The 22,157-nt window shown below is 39.7% G+C and carries 11 protein-coding genes; 2 read left to right on the forward strand and 9 right to left on the reverse strand.

The window, feature by feature from the left end:
- Positions 1–6: 6 nt before the first annotated feature.
- The 6 genes from K7X70_RS00285 to K7X70_RS00310 form a co-directional block, all read right to left on the reverse strand.
- Positions 7–3,054: a SusC/RagA family TonB-linked outer membrane protein gene (locus K7X70_RS00285; protein ID WP_222535211.1), complete on the reverse strand. Its 3,048-nt coding sequence runs from the start codon at positions 3,052–3,054 to the stop codon at positions 7–9.
- A gap of 319 nt (positions 3,055–3,373) precedes the next feature.
- The gene (locus K7X70_RS00290) at positions 3,374–4,834 is read right to left on the reverse strand and encodes a SusD/RagB family nutrient-binding outer membrane lipoprotein (RefSeq protein WP_222535212.1); all 1,461 of its coding nucleotides are present in this window, start codon (positions 4,832–4,834) and stop codon (positions 3,374–3,376) included.
- A gap of 17 nt (positions 4,835–4,851) precedes the next feature.
- Positions 4,852–8,007, reverse strand: a complete 3,156-nt coding sequence (locus tag K7X70_RS00295; RefSeq protein WP_222535213.1) for a SusC/RagA family TonB-linked outer membrane protein — start codon at positions 8,005–8,007, stop codon at positions 4,852–4,854.
- A gap of 904 nt (positions 8,008–8,911) precedes the next feature.
- On the reverse strand, positions 8,912–10,360 hold the full coding sequence (locus tag K7X70_RS00300; RefSeq protein ID WP_222535214.1) for a SusD/RagB family nutrient-binding outer membrane lipoprotein: 1,449 nt from the start codon (positions 10,358–10,360) through the stop codon (positions 8,912–8,914).
- A 13-nt stretch (positions 10,361–10,373) separates the two neighbouring features.
- A complete protein-coding gene (locus K7X70_RS00305; protein ID WP_222535215.1) occupies positions 10,374–13,568 on the reverse strand; it encodes a SusC/RagA family TonB-linked outer membrane protein in 3,195 nt (1,064 codons plus the stop codon).
- Positions 13,569–13,987: 419 nt separating this feature from the next.
- Positions 13,988–16,489, reverse strand: a complete 2,502-nt coding sequence (locus K7X70_RS00310) for a M14 metallopeptidase family protein (RefSeq protein WP_222535216.1) — start codon at positions 16,487–16,489, stop codon at positions 13,988–13,990.
- An 89-nt stretch (positions 16,490–16,578) separates the two neighbouring features.
- Here K7X70_RS00310 and K7X70_RS00315 point away from each other — a divergent pair, with 89 nt between their 5' ends.
- Together K7X70_RS00315 and K7X70_RS00320 are read left to right on the forward strand one after the other, a co-directional pair.
- Positions 16,579–17,880 carry a UDP-N-acetylmuramoyl-tripeptide--D-alanyl-D-alanine ligase gene (locus K7X70_RS00315; RefSeq protein WP_222535217.1) on the forward strand — a complete coding sequence of 434 codons (1,302 nt, stop codon included), beginning with the start codon at positions 16,579–16,581 and terminating at the stop codon, positions 17,878–17,880.
- A gap of 296 nt (positions 17,881–18,176) precedes the next feature.
- Positions 18,177–18,827 carry a DUF6266 family protein gene (locus K7X70_RS00320; protein ID WP_222535218.1) on the forward strand — a complete coding sequence of 217 codons (651 nt, stop codon included), beginning with the start codon at positions 18,177–18,179 and terminating at the stop codon, positions 18,825–18,827.
- Here K7X70_RS00320 and K7X70_RS00325 read toward each other — a convergent pair.
- From K7X70_RS00325 to K7X70_RS00335, 3 genes are read right to left on the reverse strand one after another with little or no spacing between them, the layout of a single operon-like run.
- Positions 18,814–19,293 carry a gliding motility lipoprotein GldH gene (locus K7X70_RS00325; RefSeq protein ID WP_222535219.1) on the reverse strand — a complete coding sequence of 160 codons (480 nt, stop codon included), beginning with the start codon at positions 19,291–19,293 and terminating at the stop codon, positions 18,814–18,816. The genes K7X70_RS00320 and K7X70_RS00325 overlap by 14 nt on opposite strands.
- On the reverse strand, positions 19,286–20,977 hold the full coding sequence (locus K7X70_RS00330; RefSeq protein WP_432443864.1) for a PSP1 domain-containing protein: 1,692 nt from the start codon (positions 20,975–20,977) through the stop codon (positions 19,286–19,288). The genes K7X70_RS00325 and K7X70_RS00330 overlap by 8 nt, the downstream gene beginning before the upstream one ends.
- 2 nt (positions 20,978–20,979) lie before the next feature.
- A complete protein-coding gene (locus K7X70_RS00335; RefSeq protein WP_222535220.1) occupies positions 20,980–22,128 on the reverse strand; it encodes a DNA polymerase III subunit in 1,149 nt (382 codons plus the stop codon).
- Positions 22,129–22,157 lie beyond the last annotated feature (29 nt).

The raw sequence follows: 22,157 nt of genomic DNA on the forward strand, positions 1-22,157 counted from the left end.
CTTAATTTAGAAGGTCATGTTTAAACCAACAGTCCATGATTTATAGTTAGGATAAGAATACAAGCTATAAATACCATTTACATAAGGAGTGCCGTTCACTGGGTTTGTCGGATCAGTCTCTGTAGAACCAATCCCGACCTCAGGATCACCCTTGTAATGCGGACGATAAGTCAGCAAATTATGCCCCGTTACATACACATTTACGGCCTGAATAAACCCAGTTTTCTGCAAGATCACTTTAGGAATGCTATAAGCTATAGTCACATCTCTCAAACGGACATAATCCCCCTTTTGAAGAAATCTATCCGTATCCTGGAAATCCGTGTTCCCCTTAACTGGCTTTGGATTTTTACTGAGCTGGCCTGGAGTTTTCCAATAATCCAAAGCATCCTGAGCCAGTCTTAAACCAACGCTTGAACCATCGGAGATTTGAGTGGCATAAATGGCGTTATAAATATAGTTCCCACCACTAAAAGCAGCGATTGCCGACAGCGTAAAATCTTTATAAGCTAATTGAACATTTGCACCCCCATAATAGGTAGGCGTAGCCGATTTGCCATCTAAAGCAACTGCATAGCTGCCAAATTTATTCGTCACATTCCCTGCTAAATCATAATAAAGCGCATCTCCATTTGAAGGATCAACTCCTGCAGATCTGGTTAGGAAAAAGTTTGCATAGGGCCGGCCTACCGCTAAAGTAGTATAGCCATCTGGCTGCGGGATGCTTTCATTGGGCTTACCAGTTAACCTTGTGATTCTATTTTTATTAAAAGAGAGGTTCCCTCCAGCACTAAGCCTCCAATCATGAGTCCTGATAAACTTGTAGTCTAATGAGAATTCATAACCTGAATTTTTCATAGTACCCATATTTTTAAGTTCTGAAGTAAAGCCTACAGTACTTGGAACAGGCACCAATTGCAGCAAGTTTTCTCTAACTTGAGTATAGTAGTCGATCGAACCCATTAATCTGGCCTCAAACATGGCGAAATCTAAGCCAATTGAACGCGCTTTTTGTTTTTCCCAAGCCAAATTATTATTGCCCAATTGTGTTGGTCTCAAGGCTGATCCGCCACCATAACTCCCATAACCATATAAAGGTAAAGAGTTGTAGTTGCCGATGTTAAAATTCCCGGAAGTACCGATACTTGCTCTGAATTTTAAGTTGTTGATCACATCAACATCAGCCATGAAGTTTTCTTTGGTTACATTCCATGCCACACCAGCAGAGTAGAAAGTACCATATTGATGGTCCTGACCGAATCTTGAAGAACCATCTCTTCTTACAGAAAAGTCAGCAAAATATTTCTCCTGGTAATTATAGCTGGGTTTAAAGAATACAGAGAATAAGCTCCATTGCTCTCTGCCTGTACTTGTAGTTAAAGGTACTGAAGAGTTATTTTGAGTCGTTAAATCACCATTTGCGAAACCTTTACTGGACAGAAAGTAATTTTTTGCATCATTCTTCGTAAACTCAGAACCCAATAAGAAATCTAAGTGATGGTCTTCATTGACCCTTTTTTCATAATGAGCGGTATTCGTCCAGGCATAATTAAACAACCTGGTACCATTGTCCGTTTTCGTTCCTGGAGCTGCTTTATCTCCGCTAATCTGATCCAGGTAAGAACCTGGTTTTATATAAAACTCTCTGCTGTAGTCATAAAAATTCAAACCCATTTGAGACTTTAGTTTTAATCCTTTAATCGGATTTGCTTCTATATACAGGGACCCAAAAGCAGCGTTTGTATTGTTAAATTCCGGATTATTTTTGATTGCCTCTAATACCGGAAAACCACTATAAGTAAGGTTATAACTGCCATCCTTATTAAATACTGGCTCATAAGGATTGGTTCTCATGGCCACGTAATATGCATTCTGTGGGCTATATCTATCTCTTTGCGCATCGATGCGGAAAGATGACAAGTTAGTATTCGCACCAACGTTTAACCATTCTTTGGCTTTATAGGTGATGTTTAAACGACCGCCAGTACGTTTAAACTTAGACCCAATCACAATTCCATCCTGGTCAAGATGTTCTAAACTCAAGTAATAATTAAATTTATCGTCTGCTCCAGATAGGGAAACCTGATGTCTGACCTGTGGCGCAGTACGCAGGATTTCTTTTTGCCAATCTGCACCATTTGCATTTAAGCTGTTCCATTGCTCGGTCAATTTATCCGCAGGGATAGCCTGAAGATTAGCATAACCATTATTTCGCATGAAAGCAGTCATGAACCTATTACTGAATCCTAAATCATACTCATACTGTAAAGTCTGATCAGGGGTCATCAATTTATAGTTATCATTGATGCGCGATTGCTCCGTATATGCTACCGAATAAGTGAATTTTGGCTCATTTAATTTTCCTTTTTTTGTACTGATTAAGACCACTCCATTCGCCCCTCTGGCACCATAAATAGCCGAAGAAGAGGCATCTTTAAGGATAGAGATCTGCTCTATATCATCTGCATTGATCGCATTGTATACTTTAGCATCTACAACCGTCCCATCGACTACGAATAAAGGATCAGAACCTGCGGCCAGGGATCCCAGGCCTCTTAACCTGACAAAGGCGCCCTGTCCTGGAGCTCCATTCATCGCGGTTACCTGCACGCCTGCAGCCTGGCCTTGTAAAAGGTTACCTAAGTTAGGCACAGGTAAATTATGAATTGATTTACCGCTAATGGAAGATACCGCACCGGTAATCGTTGATTTTTTCTGATCTGAATAACCAGTTACAACCACTTCTCCCAGTTGTTCCGCATCAGTGCTCAATATCATATTGATGACCATAGCCGAACCGATAAGTTTGGTGATTTTTGTATAACCTACCGAATAGAATTCAATAGTAGTAGCTGAGGAAGGGACTGAAATGGAATATTTCCCCCTTTCATCGGTGGAAGTACCCATCTGAGTACCAATAATTTTGACAGAAACACCAGGAATCGGTAAACCGTCATCCTTTCCTGTCACTGTACCAATAATTGTCCGATTTTGAGCCAGTGCAGTCCCTGCGATGAACATCAAAATGAACAAACTTTGTAAAAGTTTTTTCATAGAAATAATAAATTAAGGAATTAATGAGGCCAAATACAGACGGCCATGATAGATATACATCATAAAAGGCCCACAATATAGCCCTAAATGGCGATTTTTCTAATAAGAAGATCAATAAAAGGAAAGAAATATAGCATGAAATACACCCATATGTTATATTTCACATTTTTCTATCACAAACTTATAGATTTTGATTCAAAAAAACACAACTGCTAAATCTTATTGGAACAACAAGTTGGCCTGACTGGAATTATTAAAAACAAAAGGCCCGCTGAATTTGAAATTCAGCGGGCCTTTTACTTAAGTATTTAAACGAAAACTATGGTCTTGTATCCCAGAATACTCTCACATCCATGCCTGTTTTTTGTTTGGCATTTGGATTTAAATCAATTTCTGATTGTGCGTAGAATAATGATCTTGGAATATAAGTCGTAACTGCCTGAGCAGCGATTGCGATTGCAGGATAACCTGTTCTTCTCCAATCTGTCCACGATTCTCCAATTACACCGAAACTAGCAATATATTTTTCATTGATGATTTGTTGAAGTTGTTGAGCAGGAGTACCTGTCAAAGTTCCATGAGCTAAGATATAGTTATTGCGATCTACAGCTGCAACACCTGCGTCATTCATAGAAGCAGTAATACCTGCTTTAAAGAAAGCATCCGCACTACCTGCAGAATTGAATCTCAATGCCGCCTCAGCTCTGATGAAGTTATATTCGGCAAAGGTCAACATTCTAACAGGGGCTGTACCATTGAATGTATTTCCTGTACCCCCTCTTAAATATAGACCTATTTTAGAATAAGCTTGAGAAGGAGCGGCCCCACTTACACTTCCTTTATATAAACCAGATCCAGCAGGAAACTGAGTAAAATAAAATGGACGTCTCGGGTCAACATTTGTATTCATCAAGGTAACCATGAAATTGTTAGCTACTAAATAACCAGTACGAGCAATTTCATAAGCATCAATAGGGTTTCTTCGACCAGCACCACCTACAAAGAACATTTGGAAACTATCATCATTACTAGCAAACAACGGAGCGCCTGAAGCAATCAGTTGATCAATCTGAGCTTTCGCAAAAGCAGGATCTTTCTCACTGTAATGTAAATACATTCTTAATTTTAAGGTATTGGCAAATTTAATCCAGTTGGCTTTTGTAGTTCCAAAATCGCCAGGAAAAATAGTACTGTTAATGTCTGGTGATTTATTAGACGTAGCAGCATTCACTTCTGCAATACCCTGATCCAATAAGGTAATCAAGTTTTTATAGATCTGCTCAGATGGATCATATTTTGGTTGAAGATTTTCTGTTAATTTCTGTGTTTCAGAAAATGGAATATCTCCCCAGATGTCTACAGAAATCTGATAAGCATATGCTTTCATAATTTTTGCAACACCTGAATAATGAGGACTTCCTTCCGCTGTAGCTTTAGTAATGATGTTTTCTGCATCATTCAAAATTGTAGCATACATACTTGACCATGCATTATTTTCATCAGAGCCCTGAATCAAATAGCGCTCATAAAGCTGAGTAGCATTCTGAGTTCCACTACTTTGTCCAGAAAACTGCTGCATAATCAGCGAAGTATTTCTATTCATATCACTTCCGGCATAAAACGAAAGGTTTACCGTAAGAGAGGTCAATTGCTGATCAATCGGTGCTTCAAGCAACGAATCCGGATCCGTATTAATGTCGTAAAACTTTTTGCAAGAGCTTATAGACAGTATTCCTACTGTAAGAAAAGCAGCAACGACTATATGTTTTATATTTTTCATAAACATTCCTAATTAAATTATAATACCAATTTCAAACTCACACCCACTGTTCTTGTATTTGGTAAGGAGTTAAACTCAAGACCTTGTGCATTACTAACACCAAATGCATTTTGTTCTGGATCAAAGTGGGGGTAATTTTTCGCTTTCAATAAAAGGTTACGACCAAATACGCCAAGCTCCACACTTCTAAATGGCGATTTGCCAAGCAGTGTTTGCGGCAATCTGTAGTTTAAAGCAGCTTCACGAAGTCTAATCCATGAAGTATCATAGATGTAACCTTCAGCAGCAACATACTTACCTAAGTTTCCATAATAATCCTGTGCACGCACCATTGTAGTATTTGGCTGACCTGCATTTGGACCAGAAGCATAAACTCCCTCGAATTTATAAGGTCTAGTTTGGGTAAGACCATCTGCTTCAAAACGTGGGAACTCAGCTGTTTCTTTAGCCGCACCATTACGTTGAACGTCAGCAATATTCCTTGAATACTGATCTCCACCTTTACGGATGTCAATTAAGAACGATAAAGAGAAGTCTTTGTATTTGAAAGTATTGAAGATACCAGCAGTATAATCAGGGTTTGGGTTACCGATTTTTTTAACATCCGAAGACGCAATTGGCAATCCATTTGAATTAATCAACAATTGACCTGCCTCATTACGTTGGTAAGCAGAACCATAAATTTGACCATACTCATCGCCCGCTACTAGTCTGATATTTGGTGTAGTAAAACCGGCTAAGAAAATATTTTGTACACCTGGAGCTAATGATTCAACAGTAGATTTGAACTTCGTGAAGTTTAAACTGATGTTCCATGAAAAATCAATTGTTTTTAATGGCGTACCAGATATCATAAACTCAAAACCTTTAGTTGATAGCTTTCCAGCATTCTGAACTACTGAAGTGATTCCTGATGCAGCAGAATAAGGAACTGACAAAATTACGCTCCTAGTATTTCTGGTGTAATAAGTCGCATCTAATGTCAACCTGTTTTTAAAGAAAGACATCTCTGTACCAAATGCAACCTCTCTCGTAAATTCAGGAGTAATATTAGGATTACCCGCTGCGTCGTTCAACGTAAAAGCAGCTAAGCCATCATAAGGAAAAATAATCTCTGCACCAGTACCATCTCCTGCAGAAGATTTATCATAATAAGTTAAGGTCTGGTAAGGATCTGCACCTTTTCCTACCTCACCAGCACTCGCTCTGAACTTAATTTGATTTACATACTTGTCATCTTTCAATTCAGGGAAAGCATCGGTAAGCACAAAACTCAAAGCAGCTGCAGGATAGAAGATAGATCTGTTTTTCGGTGTCAATGTAGAAGACCAATCGTTACGCGCCTTTAAGTTTAAAGACAAATAACCTTTGTAGTCCACCACAAAATCCGCAAATACACCTAATAATCTTGTTTTGCTAGATCCGAAAAATGGATCGTAAGATAAAGCATTTTTTTGATTGTCAAAATGAGGAACAACCAACTCCAAGCCAGTTACTGTAGAATTACCAATGTAATTTTGAATAATCTCGTTACCAAGAGTAGCTAGCAAATTAAAGTCACCGAACTTTTTATTAGCATTAACAGTAAAGTAAGACGTAAAGTTTCTCACATTGTTATTTTGATCAACAATACCACCTACACCTGTTGAACTAGCGCCAGCAAAACCGCCACCTCTGTTCCCCATCTCATCAAATCCTTTGCTTTTCAAATTAAAGAAATCTGTTCCAACTTTAAAATCTGCGTTTAACCAGTCTGTAAACTGGTACTTTGCATTTGCATTTCCAAGAACACGGTTTACCTCATCATTATATTTATTGTATTTAATTGTCCAGTAAGGATTATCTTCTCCAAAAGGAGAAAGCTGATTACCATTTGCATCTTCAAAAGGATAGCTGCTCAAATCATAGGATCTTGGTGTAAAATAAGCCCTGAATAATGGATTCGATAATTGGTTTCCTTGTAAAGTTCTGTTGGAATTGGTATTGGTATAAGTAACAGAAGCCCCAACGGTTAACTTAGAAGTAACTTCAGTTGTTCCGTTAAAAGTCAGGTTATTTCTTCTTAGCTTATTGTTGTCAATTACATACGTTTCAGTAGAGTTACCATAAGCCACTCTGAAAGTTGACTTTTCTGTACCTCCAGAAAAACTCACGTTGTTCTGCAAATTATAAGCCTGCTTGAAAATATCTTTTACGTTATCCGGATAAGCCTGCAAGGTTGCTGGCTGACCAAATGCATTAGTATATGCCTGACCAGCAATTTTTGGGCCCCATGAAGTATTAACAGCTGAGCTCTGAACAGTAGCATTACCAATGTTAGCTGGTGTTAATAAACCATTATTACCCTGAGCATACTCATTTTGATACTCTGGAAGACGGTTTACATTTCCAACATTGTAACTTGATGAAACTGTAATTGTTCCTTTCTCATTCTTTTTACCCTTTTTCGTGGTAATTAAAATTACCCCAGAAGCACCCCTTGAACCATAAGTTGAAGTTGCAGCAGCATCTTTCAGCACCACAATGTTCTCAATATCGTCTGGATTTATATCAATTGCCCTATTAGACAAAGAAGGCCCCCTCTGCAAAGGTGTATTACCACCGCTATTGTCAATTGGCACACCATCTACAACATATAAAGGCTGGTTACTCCCTGTAAATGTAGTCATACCCCTGATAATCACGCCAGAACCAGTAAATGCACCACCTGAACCTGAAGCACGAACACCTGGTACTTTCGCTACCAGCTCATTCGTTACGTTTGTAGATTTAGAAGTAGTTAACTCCTCCGCATTAATCTTAGTAGTAGAATATCCCAGAGATTTTTTATCCCTTTGGATACCGAAAGAAGTTACAACAACTTCATTCAACGCTTTTGAATCAGACGCTAAAGAAACATTCACTACATTTCCTGCGCCAAGCGTTACAGATTTTGCTACATAACCCAGATAAGAGAATTCTAAAGTAGCAGCAGATGAATTCACTTTTACAGCATATTTACCATCCGCTCCAGTTTGAGTCCCGGTTTGGGTTCCTTTAATTTTTACAGTTACCCCTGGTAATGGCTTACCATCTTCAGTGTCCGTAACTGTACCAGTAATTGTCCGATCCTGTGCCATAGCGGTACTCGCTATAAACAGCAAAATGAACAAACTTTGTAAAAGTTTTTTCATAAAAAATAAATTTAGGTTAGTTAATAATTATATGAATATAGGCAGTTTGATTACCATAATGTTACTCTAATTATTCTGCAATAAATAAATGACAATTTAATGACCATAACTTTTTGTAACAAAATCCACAAAAAACAGACTAAAACCTCTATTAATTTGCTAGAAAAGCACTTTTACAATATTAAATACCAAAAAGAATAAATGAATTTATTGTCTTGAATTTTTATGACAAAAAATGACATTTATATCGAATGGAGATCCATTTTAAAGGTTTTCTGTGAAAAGTCAAAAGGAAAGCTAAAGAAAAACAGAGGGGTTCTTGATGAAGAAAATGACTTAAGCCAACAACTTAAAGGAGTGATTTAAGACTTAATTCTTTTAAAAATGAAACAGTTAGTGGAACTTTGGGATTAAAGAATGAAGGCTTTATCTTCTTTAAAACTTAATCCTATAAATGCCGCGGCAGCATGAAATATGAGATTTAATGGCGTATAATTGCCATGAAAACCATTTTATTGACAAACAATCCAAAACGCTGAGGACTTATTAAAATAAAAGAAAAGATAGCACCAATAATGAAAATTATGTTAATAATTACTTTTTTAAAGCCCCTCAATTAACAATAAGTTAATCCCTAAAACTCAATTGAGGGAGAATGTAAAAACGGGGCATTCGTCCCTGAAAGCCCAAATAATACATCGAACTAATACAATAGATCATAACGCTTTCAGCCCTTAGATGCAGTTGAATCACACAGTAACGTTGATCAAGGACAACAATAAGACCTAACTTTCTTTACATTAAAGACCCTTCGCTCAAGGGCAGGTCACCCAACGCAAAAAACACCAACAAAAAAGGCGCCCATTTTCATGGACGCCTTTTCAGAATTATTTAAGAGAATTAACTATCGTGTACCACCGGCCCACCATACATTCTCAGTTTTTACATATTGACCGTTGCCGTAAGCATTTTTAACGTTATTGTTAGTGGTCACATCACTGCTGCCATAAGTAAAACGTAATGGGAATTCAGACGGTTTTGGATTAGTCAAAACAATAAAGTTATCACCCATCGCTTTCAACCTACGGTAATCATTATAAGATTCGATTGCTTCGTCATCATAGAAAGCAAGGTATTTCTGAACCATGATCTCCTTTGTAGGATTCTGATCGAATAAAGCTTTCACATGATCCGTATAATAGGCATCTGCAGCAGCTGAGGTCAAACCAACCTTAACAAAAGCAGCGCTAATACCGGCCTTTAAAGCTGTTTCAGCATTACCACGATCACCTAATCTGGCATAAGCTTCTGCTTTAAGGAATTGCAGCTCATGGAAACTCAATAGGTTAACAGCAGCAGTAGGATCAAGCAACCCTGAAATGCCATAACGCTCCTGTACCTGACTTGGCGCACCATTTGGTGCAAATTCCAAAGGAATTGGGTTTTTCTTAGGGTAAGCCTTGAAGAACACATCATCACGTGGATCTGTTCTATCTACTAATTTTTCATGTAAGCTCTGACTTGCACCGAAATAATCACGATCGCTGTAGAAGCTATACAAAGGATTAACGGTAGAACCGCCGTTGAATTTGAATGCAGCTTGTTCAGATGCTGAAGCAAAAGATTTATTGGCATCATCAATTACTTCCTGATATTTAGCAGATCTGAAAGAAAGACGCATTTTATAACGCGCTTTTAATCCTTGAGCCATTTTAACCCATAATTCGTTCTTTCCAGCGTACAATAAATCCTGGCCAGCCATTGAAGGGAAGACACTTGTTTTTTGAAGATTTACGATTGCCTCATCCAAAAATTTCATAATGTCTCCGTAAATCGCTTCTTGTTTATCCAGTTTTGGCTGAAAAATCACAGCTGGCTGAAGTGCTTCAGACCATGGAATATCTCCCATTAAATCTGTCTGAATCGCAAGGTTATAAGCAGACAAAATCTGGGCAACACCCAATGCCTGGTAATTTCCTGCCTCAGATCCACCTGGAGAACATTTTTCAATCACCGCCTTTAGATTCAAAAGATTGGTGTAAGTAGAACTCCATGCATTATCATAAGTAGAAGAAGAAAAAGGTTCTGCTATTCTGATCTCTGCATTAAACATCTGACCATAAATACCAACCTGCTGCTCCATATAAATTGCAGAGTAGAAGGCATAATCACTTCCTGTTACCTTAAATGCACTTGATACAATCGCATCAGTTAACACAAAGCGAGCAGGTGCTGTAATTGGGTTATTTCTATCCTCGTTGATTCTGTCCATCACATCTTCTGAACAAGAGGAAAACACAACGGTCGTTAAAAGTAACGCCAGTCCTGTTTTTTTTATATTTTCTAATATCATGATTTACTAATTATTAAAATGTAAGGTTTAAACCCATACCGAAAGTAGACGTTTGAGGAACCGAGAAACGCTCGAATGCTCCACCCATATTTGTATTACCTTGAGAAGACTCAGGATCGAAATTTGGCAATTTAGACCAGATTAAGATGTTACGTGCAAAAGCAGAAACGCTTAAGTTCATTTTGTTGAACTTAGGAACTTTGTAGCTAAACACCAATTCTCTCATTTTCACAAATGAAGCATCATAGATGAAAGCTTCATCAATGTTACCCAATACATTTGAATACAACATTTCGTAAGCATAAGAATCCGATGCACCACCTCTAACAATATCATTCGCAGATCCATCAGCTTTTACACCTGGATAGATAAATGGCGTTGTACGATCTTCTGTATCTTTACCCATACCATAAGTATTCATCAAGCCATTGCTACCTGAATACATTGAACCACCGTTTTTCCACTCAAAAGTAGTACTTACAGAGAAGCGTTTGTAGCGGAATGCAGCATTACCACCTAAAAGGAATTTAGGAGAAACACTACCGATCACACCTGGCTCACCTGCCAAAGGCATACCATAATCATCTGCGTTTTTATCTTCCTGAACAAGAATGTTTCCATTTCCATCTCTCAGGTAAGTACCACCATAGATTACCGGGAATTTATCTCCTACACCTGCACGTACTTGTGGGGTAGTGAAACCACCTAAGAAAATGCTTTCTACACCTGGCGCTAACTCATCTACAAAGTTGTCAATTTTCGTGAAATTGAAACCGATGTTAAGGTCCATATTCTCCCTTTTAATTGGGTTGATATTTAAGGCAATCTCATGTGCATTGGTATGGATTTTTCCACCATTCATAATGATTTCACTTGCACCAGATGAACCTCCAAGAGGAACAGGGAAAATCTGATTCTTTACATCTTGTCTCGAGAAAGTATAGTCAATGGTGAATAAGTTATTTAGCACTCTTGCTTCAAAACCAACCTCTTTAGAAATGGTATTCTGAGGTTTAAGCGTTTTGCTGTATAACGTTCCATTAGGCGTATAAGCAGTATTTCCATCAATAGGATAATTAATAGGATCATTAAGCCAGAAACCACCACCATAACTAGGTGTGCTGTAGTAATTCTGTAAATAAGTACCAGCCTGACCAACTTCTGCATAAGAAGCTCTTAATTTTAAGAAGTTAAGTACCTCATTCTGTTTCAAGCCTTCCAGCTCAGTTACAATAAAGCCTAAAGATGCTGAAGGGTATACAAATGAACGGTTACCTCTTGGCATGCTTGAAACGATATCATTTCTTCCTGTTAAATCCAGGTATAACATGCCTTTATAAGCTAAGTTTACGCTAGAGAAGAAACCTACTGTTCTGTATCTGTTTTTAGATTCAGTCGCATTTCTAGTCGTCGTATTGTCTATATGTTTCCAGCCACCGAAGTTGAAGTTCAAACCAGTTTCATCATATCTTTTCAAATTCTGATCATTAATCTCATTACCCAATAAGGCAGTTAAGCTGAAATCATCGGAAAGTTTAACCGCATAATTAGCAGTTAACAAAGAGTTATAAGTTGCAACTGTAGCACCGTAGTTGTTGATAGAGCCAGCTTTGCCGCTGCTTCCGTACTCAAAAATATCCTGGTAGTTTGAAGCATAAGAATCTACACCTAACTGATATTTAACGAAGAACTTAGAATCTCTTCCCCAGTTTACTACTGGATTAAAGTTCACATAACCATTTCCAAAGAAGCGGTTGGTACGCTCATTAAACACGTTATTTTCCATACCCCAATAAGGGTTATTAAAGGTTAATGAACGGTAATTGATCTGTGTGTATGGATCACTAGGAATATGACTTGGAATTCCTTTCAGGTTATAGTTAACCGGAGCAGAATAAACAGTTCCTAACAAGGCATCATTACCTCCAGAAGCTTTGTCAATATCCGACTGCACATAGTTTCCAGAGAAACCTACTTTCCATGCTTTGTTCAAATTAGTTTCAGCAGAAACTTTAGCATTATACCTTTCCATTGAAGTAGAAGAAATAATACCTGTTTGGCTGGAGTTACCTAAACCAATAGAAAAGTTTCCTGTTTCAGTCGCCTGAGCTACGTTTACTGAGTTGTTGAAGGTTCTTCCAATTTCGAAGAAATCTTTAACATTGTTGTATTTTGTAGGTGTAGCCCATGGGTCCAAACCTGCTTGTGCTAGTTGCGGAACATAATATTGACCTGGGTGCAACTCCTTCACCGTGTATTTATTGTCTTTGCTTTGGTTATTTCCACCATATAAAGGACTATTTGGAAGGTCCTCTACTTTTGGTCCCCATGACATAGAGGTACTCGGTGCAAATTCACCGTCGCTACCCTGAGCGTAAGTACTCTGCAATTCTGGTTTACGTGAAATCCTGTCTAATGCAAAACTAGAATTGAAAGTAACCACTGGTTTCCCTTTGGCTAATCCTTTACCACTTTTAGTGGTGATCACAATCACACCATTCGAAGCACGGATACCATATAAAGCTGAAGCTGCCTGGCCTTTTAATACACTCATGCTTTCGATATCGTTTGGATCAAGATCCACTGAACGATTCGCGATATCAGATCCTGTTACTCCATTTCCTGTAGAAAAATCAGAAGTAGAAGCGATTGGCATACCGTCGATTACATATAAAGGGCTATTGTTTCCTGTAAATGATCTTGCTCCACGTACCACTACGTTTGCAGAAGCACCTGGCATACCACTTGAAGGCTTGATCTCTACACCTGACAATTTACCTTGAAGCGATCCAACCAAACTTGGGTTAGATGCTTTTGTTAAATCTTCACTTTTTAAAGTCTGAACATTGTAAGCCAACGCTTTTTTCTCGCGTGAAATACCCATTCCTGTAACCACAACCTCAGAAAGTAATTTTGAATCAGCTACTAAAGCAACATTAATCACATTAGAAGATAACGGACGCAATTGCGTTAAATAACCTAAATAAGAGAACTCTAATTCTGTTGCGGATGAATTTACCTTTACGGTATATTTACCATCTCCGCTTGTTTGTGTACCCCCTTGGGTACCCTTAATCCTAACTGTTACTCCTGGAAGTGGCAAGCCATCTCCTTTGTCAGTAACCGTCCCACTGATTGTTCTGTCTTGTGCTATCGCTGATCCCGCGATAAACATCAAAATGAACAAACTTTGTAAAAGTTTTTTCATAAAAATAATAAAATTAGGTTAGTTAATAGGGGCTGAATATAGACATAACATGCTATGCGAGCATCATAAAAAACCCTCAAATTAGCCTTAAATGACGGTTTTTTGACAAAAAACCCAAACAGTTTAAAAAAAACAGAAGACAAAAAACGATATTTAATTTTGCCACATTGTATTTTTCAGAATTTTATTTTCTTAGTGATAGCTTAGAGGCGCTAAATCCTTTTTTTTTAATTGAAATAACAGTTTTTAATTAAATTTCAATTTTTATGTAACAAAAACACATAATTGTAGTCGCAAAATCACAAAATTGCCAAATCTCCCATATTATTGAGTAAATGTGTCCGTTGACAAATCGATAAAATTTGACTTTGATACCTTAATTCGAAGAAAAATCGGGAGATAGAGTAGCACTTCGTCAGTTAATCCACTAAAAACAATGCATTTAGGAACAGTTGCTTTCCATTTTCCCAAAAAGAGCGGAACAAGACATCGGTTCCGATATAAATAATCGCTCCTTTGCCCAGCGATTGGACCCCTAGTGTCATTCCGGAATTCAGTGTTTTCATCACCGTTTTTCCAGCCACACCCGCTACATAGCTGTCTGGCTTAAATAAGCCCACATTCCAACCTTTATTTAAAGGGGAGTAAATATGATCGTCGGTTTTAAGCGCATAATAATAAGCCCCTAAACCGATTGCCAGCGGATGGCTATGGTCTAAATGTACTTTAAATATGGCACCCGGGATTGCATCAGACAAGTCCATTGTATTCCGGTTTGCATACAATGCAGGATTTACCAGCACTTCTTCCTCCTTAAAGACTTCCTTCTTTCTGACTTCAAAAAGCTTGGAATCAGTGACACTTTGAATGGCGTCCTCCATCAGGATCAACCTCCCCCCAATTTTTATCCAATCTTCTAATTTGTCCATCATTTCAACTGGATAAGCGCCATCAGGGAGAATCAAAACGTTGATTTTATTCAAATTAAGGTTATCAATATTTCTCAGGGCAATCATGCTTACCGGGTAATTTAACTCCTGTTCCATAAAATGCCAAAGCTGTCCTACGCTTTGAGAAGAACTTTCTGGTCCGGAAACTATTGCTACTTTGGGCTTGGTCAATACGCGGTAGGCAGAGGATCCAAAATCCTTTCCCCGATCCACAAAGCCACTTGCTGCCGGATAAAAAGCCTGTTTCCACTTTTTCTCAATTGCAGCCATTTTTGCCGCCAGCGCTGGAACCAGCTTCTCATTTTCTGTCCGGTAAACCAACAATGAGCCGATCTCGAATTTACGCTCTGCAATAGTAAATGGCTCCTCGGCAATCCGGACCTTGATGTTTTCATTCTGAAGGGAAATCAGTACTTGCGCATCGTTCATACTCCGCCAGGGAAAAATCCAGGCATAAGGCCTGTCGACCACAGGAAAGAGTTCAATTTTTTCTTCCGGCGCAGGAAAAAGACCTTTAACGGCTTCCTGGGTAGCGAAAGCAGGCAATCCATAGGCATAAGGCAGTGCCCAGGCAGTAATATCGTAAGTGTTAGAATCGCTCACTGCAGTCTGAGGTTCCATCAGCACATTTGCCAATATGGCCCTGGGCTGGTTTAAATTGATCACCAGGTCATTCCGCTCCCCTTTAAAACGTTGAATTTTTTTATTTTCATAACTATAACCAGTATATTCTTTATCCAGACCATAGGCAAACTGTATGCGGTTCTTTTTCAAAAGATTTGCCATTTTCTGCTGTCTGTATTTGTTTTGTGCCTTGATCACATAACTCTTATAAACGCCAGGTGGGGCGGTCACTCCTTTTTCAAAATACTTTCCAAACTCCTCAACTAATTGATCGGCATAGGTGGATACGGTTTCCAATGTGGCCATTCCTGTAGTAAAATGATGCGCAATCCGGTCTTTTAAGGTCAGCGTGTCCCCATCAATGGTCGTCACCGCTAGTCCCGCACCAATTCCACCTTGTTCATAAGTCATTCCAATCGCCCCATTATATAAAGGATAAGTATCCCCATAAGATGGGTACAACAGGTCAAACTGTTCTTTTGTGAAATATTGCCATCCATTCTTGTCAAAATACTTGGCATTATTTTTCCCAACAGTGATCTGAAAATTCCTTTGCCAGGGAGTAATGTCCTGATGAATCGGTTCAGCAGCAGGCGCGAAATAGTAAGGCTCATTATAGCTTTGCTCATGAAAATCAACATGAACTTCCGGCATCCAATCCTGGTATAAATCCAGTCGCTGCTGCGTTTCTATTTGTGATTGCCAAGCCCAATCCCTGTTCAGATCAAAATAATAATGATTAGATCGACCTCCAGGCCAAGGTTCAATATGTTCTCTGGACAACGGATCTGGATTGGGCTGTATTCCTATTGTTGAGCCGAAAAAGTTCAAGTACCGCTCCCTCCCATCTGGATTCAGACAAGGATCAATGATCACCACCGTATTCTTTAACCAGTTTTGAATGTTTACGGTCTTTGCCTCTGCAAGTGTAAACAGCATTTTCAACGCAGTTTCCGTAGAACTCGCCTCATTGCCATGGACATTGTAACTCAGCCATAAAATAGCGGGCTGTTTAGCTTTAATAGCCAACTTATTAGCCGAAGAAAGCCCTTCAGCATTACTTAAACTCAGATTTTGCTTCCTGACACCCTCCAGATTATCCATATTCTCTTTTGCAGAGACAATGGCCACTAATAGTTCCCGACCTTCATAAGTCTTGCCGTATTTCTGGATTTTGATATTCTTATGGGCAGATCCCAAATATTTAAAATATTCCAGCACCTTATAATGAGGTGTAAATTTACTGCCCAAAGGATAGCCTAAAAACTCTTCCGGCGACCTTAGCTGTGCTTCCGCAGGCTTTAGTCCAGTCAGCAACAACAAAAATGAGAGCAAATAATACTTCATAATCAGGAATTAAGACTCCAAAATACTAAAGAATATTTTTTGTTTCTCTTTCATAGTGTAATTTTACCATATCATTTAGATTTAAGCACATGTCAACTCCACATTCCCTGTATCAATATTTTTTAAAATACCCTATGATATGCACCGATACAAGGAGCATTACTAAAGACTGTCTTTTCTTTGCCCTTAAAGGCGAAAATTTTGATGCCAACTCCTTTGCGGAACAGGCATTAGCCAATGGTGCTGCACATGCGATCATTGACAATCCCGCTTATTTGATTGATGAGCGCTGTATTCTAGTACCTGATGTATTAACTGCACTACAGGAACTGGCTAAATACCACCGCGAACAATTACATATTCCTGTGATCGGTTTAACCGGCAGTAACGGAAAAACAACGACCAAAGAACTGATCAATGCCGTTCTTTCTGAGAAATACCAAACATTTGCCACTAAAGGCAACCTGAATAACCACATTGGTGTCCCGCTTTCCCTGCTTTCCTTAACGAGTGAAACAGAAATAGCAGTGATAGAAATGGGTGCAAATCACCAAAAAGAGATCGAATTTTTATGTGAACTCGCACAGCCAACACATGGCCTGATTACCAATATTGGCATGGCACATCTGGATGGCTTTGGAGGATTTGAAGGCGTTAAGAAAGGAAAGGCCGAGCTTTACACCTACCTAAAAAAACACGATGGAACTGCTTTCATCAACCGAGATAACCCGTATTTATTAGAAATGACCGCTGTTGCTGAGTTGACAAAAACAGTATATTATGGCAGGGAGGTCAACAATGCTATTTCGGGTAAACTGTTGAAAACCGACCCTTTTCTGGAGCTTTCCTGGACAGACCAGGTGAGAAGCCAGCAGGTACAAACGCAGCTTACCGGGGCTTATAATTTTGAAAACATACTGGCTGCGATCTGTATCAGTCATTTCTTTGGCCTGACTGCCGAACAAATCAATGCTGGATTATCGGGATATCAACCTAAAAACAACCGTTCTCAATTGAGTAAAACGGATAAAAACACCGTGATCTGTGATTTTTATAATGCCAATCCAAGCAGTATGACTGCGGCTCTAGCCAATATCGAGTCCCTTTCTGCCGACAAGAAGGTAGTCATCATTGGAGATATGTTTGAGCTGGGCAATGAATCTGCTGCACAGCACCAACTGATCATTTCCGAAGCAGAAAACACCAATGTAGCAACCCTAATTTTCATTGGAAAATATTTTTATGAGCAAAAAGGGGATCACAGAGGTCATTTTTTCCAAAATCCAGCCGAAGCAAAAGCCTTCCTGGAACAAGCTTCAATTGAAGATAGCCTGGTGCTGCTGAAAGGTTCAAGAGGAATGGCTTTGGAACAATTACTTCCTTCTTTGTAAAAAAAATTAAAAAAATAGAGCAATTTTAGTAGAGGAATTTTCTTTTCCTCAATCAAAGCGCTAACAGGCTTTTACCAGAGGGCTGGTAGGGCCTTGCAGGGCCACAAGCCCTGCTAGAACCTCATCAATAACTACTTATAGCGCTCATAGCACTCAGAAGTGTACAGACAGTTTCCCCTGAAATCTATAGACAGCTTCCCAAGCCTTGCAAACTGCGATCTATCCTAATCTTTAATGGTACCTTTAATTATGATGACTAGAATTCATCAGAGAATTGAAACCATAAACCAATTATCATGGCAATCATGAACAACAGTGCCTTGGGTACCCCCAATGGAAAAATCGGAAATTTAGTCTTCTATCTTTTAAATGACAAACTGATCTGCAAGGGAATCGGCAAACCCGGTCCGGCAACGCCATTACAGCTGGTGAATCGTCAAAAGATGACGGTCACCATGAAGCTGCTCAGTCCAATGGTCAAATACCTCGATCTGGGATTCGCAATAGCGGTAAAAGGAACCGATAAGAATGCCCATAATCTGGCCACAGCTTATCACAAAAAACACGCTTTGAAAGGGGAATACCCCAACATAGAAGTGGATTATGAAAAGGTGATCATCAGTCAGGGAACACTCGCTGTAATTCAAGGTGTACAGTTCAACAAGGCAGCGACAGGTCTAAATTTTACCTGGGATGCCCGTCAGAAAACTGAAAATGGGGAATACGATGATCTGGTGATGATCATGGTATGCTATACCGCTACTCAAAAAGCAGATGCTCACCTAAATGCGGCAAAGAGAAGTGATGGTATTCACTTTCTAAAAATGCGGCCTAAGGACCTTAAACAACCAATGGCCCTATTTATGAGCCTTAGGAGTGCAGATGGCAAGCGCATTTCGGATAGCAGCTACCTTGGCGCCTTAAATGTCAAACTTAGGGCTGAATAGCAGAGACCTTTATGCCCGCGTCACTGATCCCTTTTAATGGATTATCGCGCATATTTTGCTCCAATTCCAACTCATATTTTCCCGGAGAAGGGAACTTATAATTGGTCAATAAAGGCAAAGTGTAGGTATAAAGATTGCCGGAACCTGAACCATTCCATTGACCATCGGGCTGTGCCAAGCGGTATTCGTAACGTCGGGTTACTTTTTTATCTCCTGTTTTGCGCAGGTGCATCAAAACAAAGATGTTAGAATAGCCATAATCAGCAGTATGGCGAAGCTTAAAATAGATATTATAAGGCTTGCTGCTATCGGTAATATCGATTACGGCTTTTACCCTATGGTCATAACTCCAGTTTCTGGAGGGCATAGAAACATTGTTATCAATTACATTATGGGTATCACAGCCGCTCAAAAGAGTGGCCATGATACCCGTAATTAGCAAAAAAACTGCTTTAAAATTATTCATTTGCAGGCTTATCCGTTGGTTTTTTTCTACGGTTATTATTTCTGTTTCTATTGTTGCGGCTCTTTGCAGGAGGCGTAGTCCCCTCAGCTGCAGGTGTTCCATCCACTGCCGGACCTGATTCTCCAGCGGCATTTGGCGCTGGTCTTGGTGCTTTTGGCTGTGCATTTGGATTACCTCCCTGTGCTTTTGCATTTGCATTTCCTCCAGGACCTTTATTTTGACCTTTCTGCTGCCCTGCATTACCGCCTGGCTGCTGTGCTTTTACTGTCGGACCTGATTCTCCAGCGGCATTTTGAGCTGGTCTTGGCGCTTTTGGCTGTGCATTTGGGTTAGCTCCCTGTGCTTTTGCATTTCCAACAGGAACTTGCCCTTTTGGCTGTGCATTTTGCCCGCCAGCCGCAGGTACATTTTTATTCCCTTCAGGACGTTCCGGACGTGGTCTGGCTGGTTGTCCAGGTCTGTTTTGCTTCTCTGGTCTGGCCGTTTTATCGTTTCTATTAGGGTTATTATTCGCTTTTTGCTCCCCGGTACGAGGTGCATTATTTCTATTGTTGTTATTGTTGCGGTTGTTTTTATTCCTAGGCTTATCGTCCAGACGTGTTAAACTATCCTGTCCAACTACATTTTCATAATCAGGGATCTTCTCAATCACTGTGTTTGAAACCAATTCGACAGCTTCTTCTTTCAGGTTATTCGGCTTCAGCCCTTTCTTATTCATGGCCATGATCTCTTTCACACGGTCCACTTTCAGCGGAATCCAGTCTTCCATATTAGGATAGCTGAACCACATCAATTTCTTGAAAATATCGGTTTTTTGGTGACGTGCAACGCCAACTTCTGTCTGCAGGTTCTCAATACGGTCAGGAATGTCTTTCAACGCATCCAGATACGTATCCAGTTCATAGTTTAAGCAGCATTTCAACTTTCCGCATTGTCCGGCAAGTTTCAAAGTGTTTAACGACAAATTCTGATACCTTGCAGCAGCGGTAGATACCGTTTTAAAGTTCGTCAACCAGGTAGAACAGCACAATTCACGACCACATGAGCCGATTCCGCCCAGTCTGCCGGCTTCCTGTCTCATTCCAATCTGGCGCATTTCGATCCTGATTCTGAACGTTTCCGCCATTTTCTTGATCAATTCTCTAAAATCTACCCGCCCTTCAGCAGTATAAAAGAAAGTAGCCTTGGTTTTATCACCCTGGTAATCTACATCGCTGATTTTCATCGACAAACGTAAATCTAAAGCCAGCGTACGTGCCTTATGCATGGTTTCCCATTCTAAGCCTTTTGCCAACTTCCATTTCTCTACATCTGCTTCCGTTGCTTTCCTGTAAATCTTTCTGGTCACCTGATCAAGCGGGGTCTTACGACGTTTCATCTGCATGCGCACCAATTCTCCGGTTAGAGAAATGTGACCTACGTCGTAACCTCCTGTAGGGCCTTCTACGGCCACTAATTCACCAATTTCAAGATAGATGTTCTCCGTATTCAGGAAAAATTCTTTCCTGGCACCTTTAAATTTAACTTCTACTACTTGAAAAGGTATATAATTTGAGGGCATGTCTAAATTCGACAGCCAATCGTAAACTTCTAATTTCTGACAGCCGCCAGTAAGGCATGAGCCATTACTTTTGCAGCCCGAGGGGGCGCAACCGCCACCTGTAGAACAACTTCCACATCCCATAGTTAATTGTATATATATTGAGTCCCTTTCGGGAGCGTTTTAAACTTAATTATTTTTACCAATTGTAAAGATACATCTAAAAACAGGATTTTAGGGTTAGCGTTCCTTTCGATATGGTAATGAGCGCGTTCCAGTTCCTGAATAATGGCCTCCGCCATCGGTAAATCCAATACCTTTTCGCTCAGCTTTTTTGCGGTATCTAATGTTCTTGCGGGCAGTTTCACCAGTACTTCTGCATCACTGAGCAGCAGGCTACATTCCCTCAGAAAATTAATTCCATATTTTAAAAAATTCTTTTGATTTTCTCTTCCCCAACCGGCAGCCTGATCCACAAAAGCAGTCAGCTCCAACACGCGGTTGCCATAACCCATCCTCAGCCATTCGGCAAATTTATCAGCATTGCCATTTTGAGTATTCGCCAGTAACAGCTTCGCTTCAATCAGATTTCCATCTGCAAGAAAGCTATACTCTGTAGCCTGTTCTTCCGGCATGCCGTGTTTTTCGGTCAGGTAGTTTTCAATTGTTTCATGTGATAACTTCGGAATCTTCACAATTTGCGTACGAGACAGCAACGTTGATAAGATCTGATCCTGATTATTCGCCACCAACAGGAATAAAGTGTTTGCAGGTGGTTCTTCAATGATTTTCAACAGAGAATTCCCCTCACGATCCAAGTATTCTGGTAGCCACATGATCAATACCTTGGTCTCTCCTTCAAAAGCTTTATAACTCAGCTTTTTTATAATGTCATGACATTCGGCAATGTTAATATTGGCCTGTTTATTCTCCGCATTCAATTTTGAGCGCCAGATGTCCATGTCAAAATAAGGATCTTCGAGCAGCATACTGCGCCATTCGTCGATCACATCAACGGCAATTCTGGCATCTTTAGAAGCGAAAAAAGGATAGGAAAAATGCAGGTCTGGGTGGATATATCGCTCGTACTTCCGACAGGATGAACAGGCCCCACAGCTATCATTATCCTGCTTATCCAGGCAATTGATGTATTGTGCATAGGCGATAGCCAGAGGTAGAGCACCACTCCCTTCAGTAGACAGAAATAACTGGGCATGACTCACCCTGTTTTCGACAACGGTTTGTACCAACTGTGCCTTAATCTCTTCCTGTCCGATGATGTCTTTAAACTGCATTTGGTGCAAAATAACAATTTTTTAGATTA

The sequence above is a fragment of the Pedobacter polysacchareus genome, from assembly GCF_019802255.1.
Lineage (GTDB): Bacteria > Bacteroidota > Bacteroidia > Sphingobacteriales > Sphingobacteriaceae > Pedobacter > Pedobacter polysacchareus.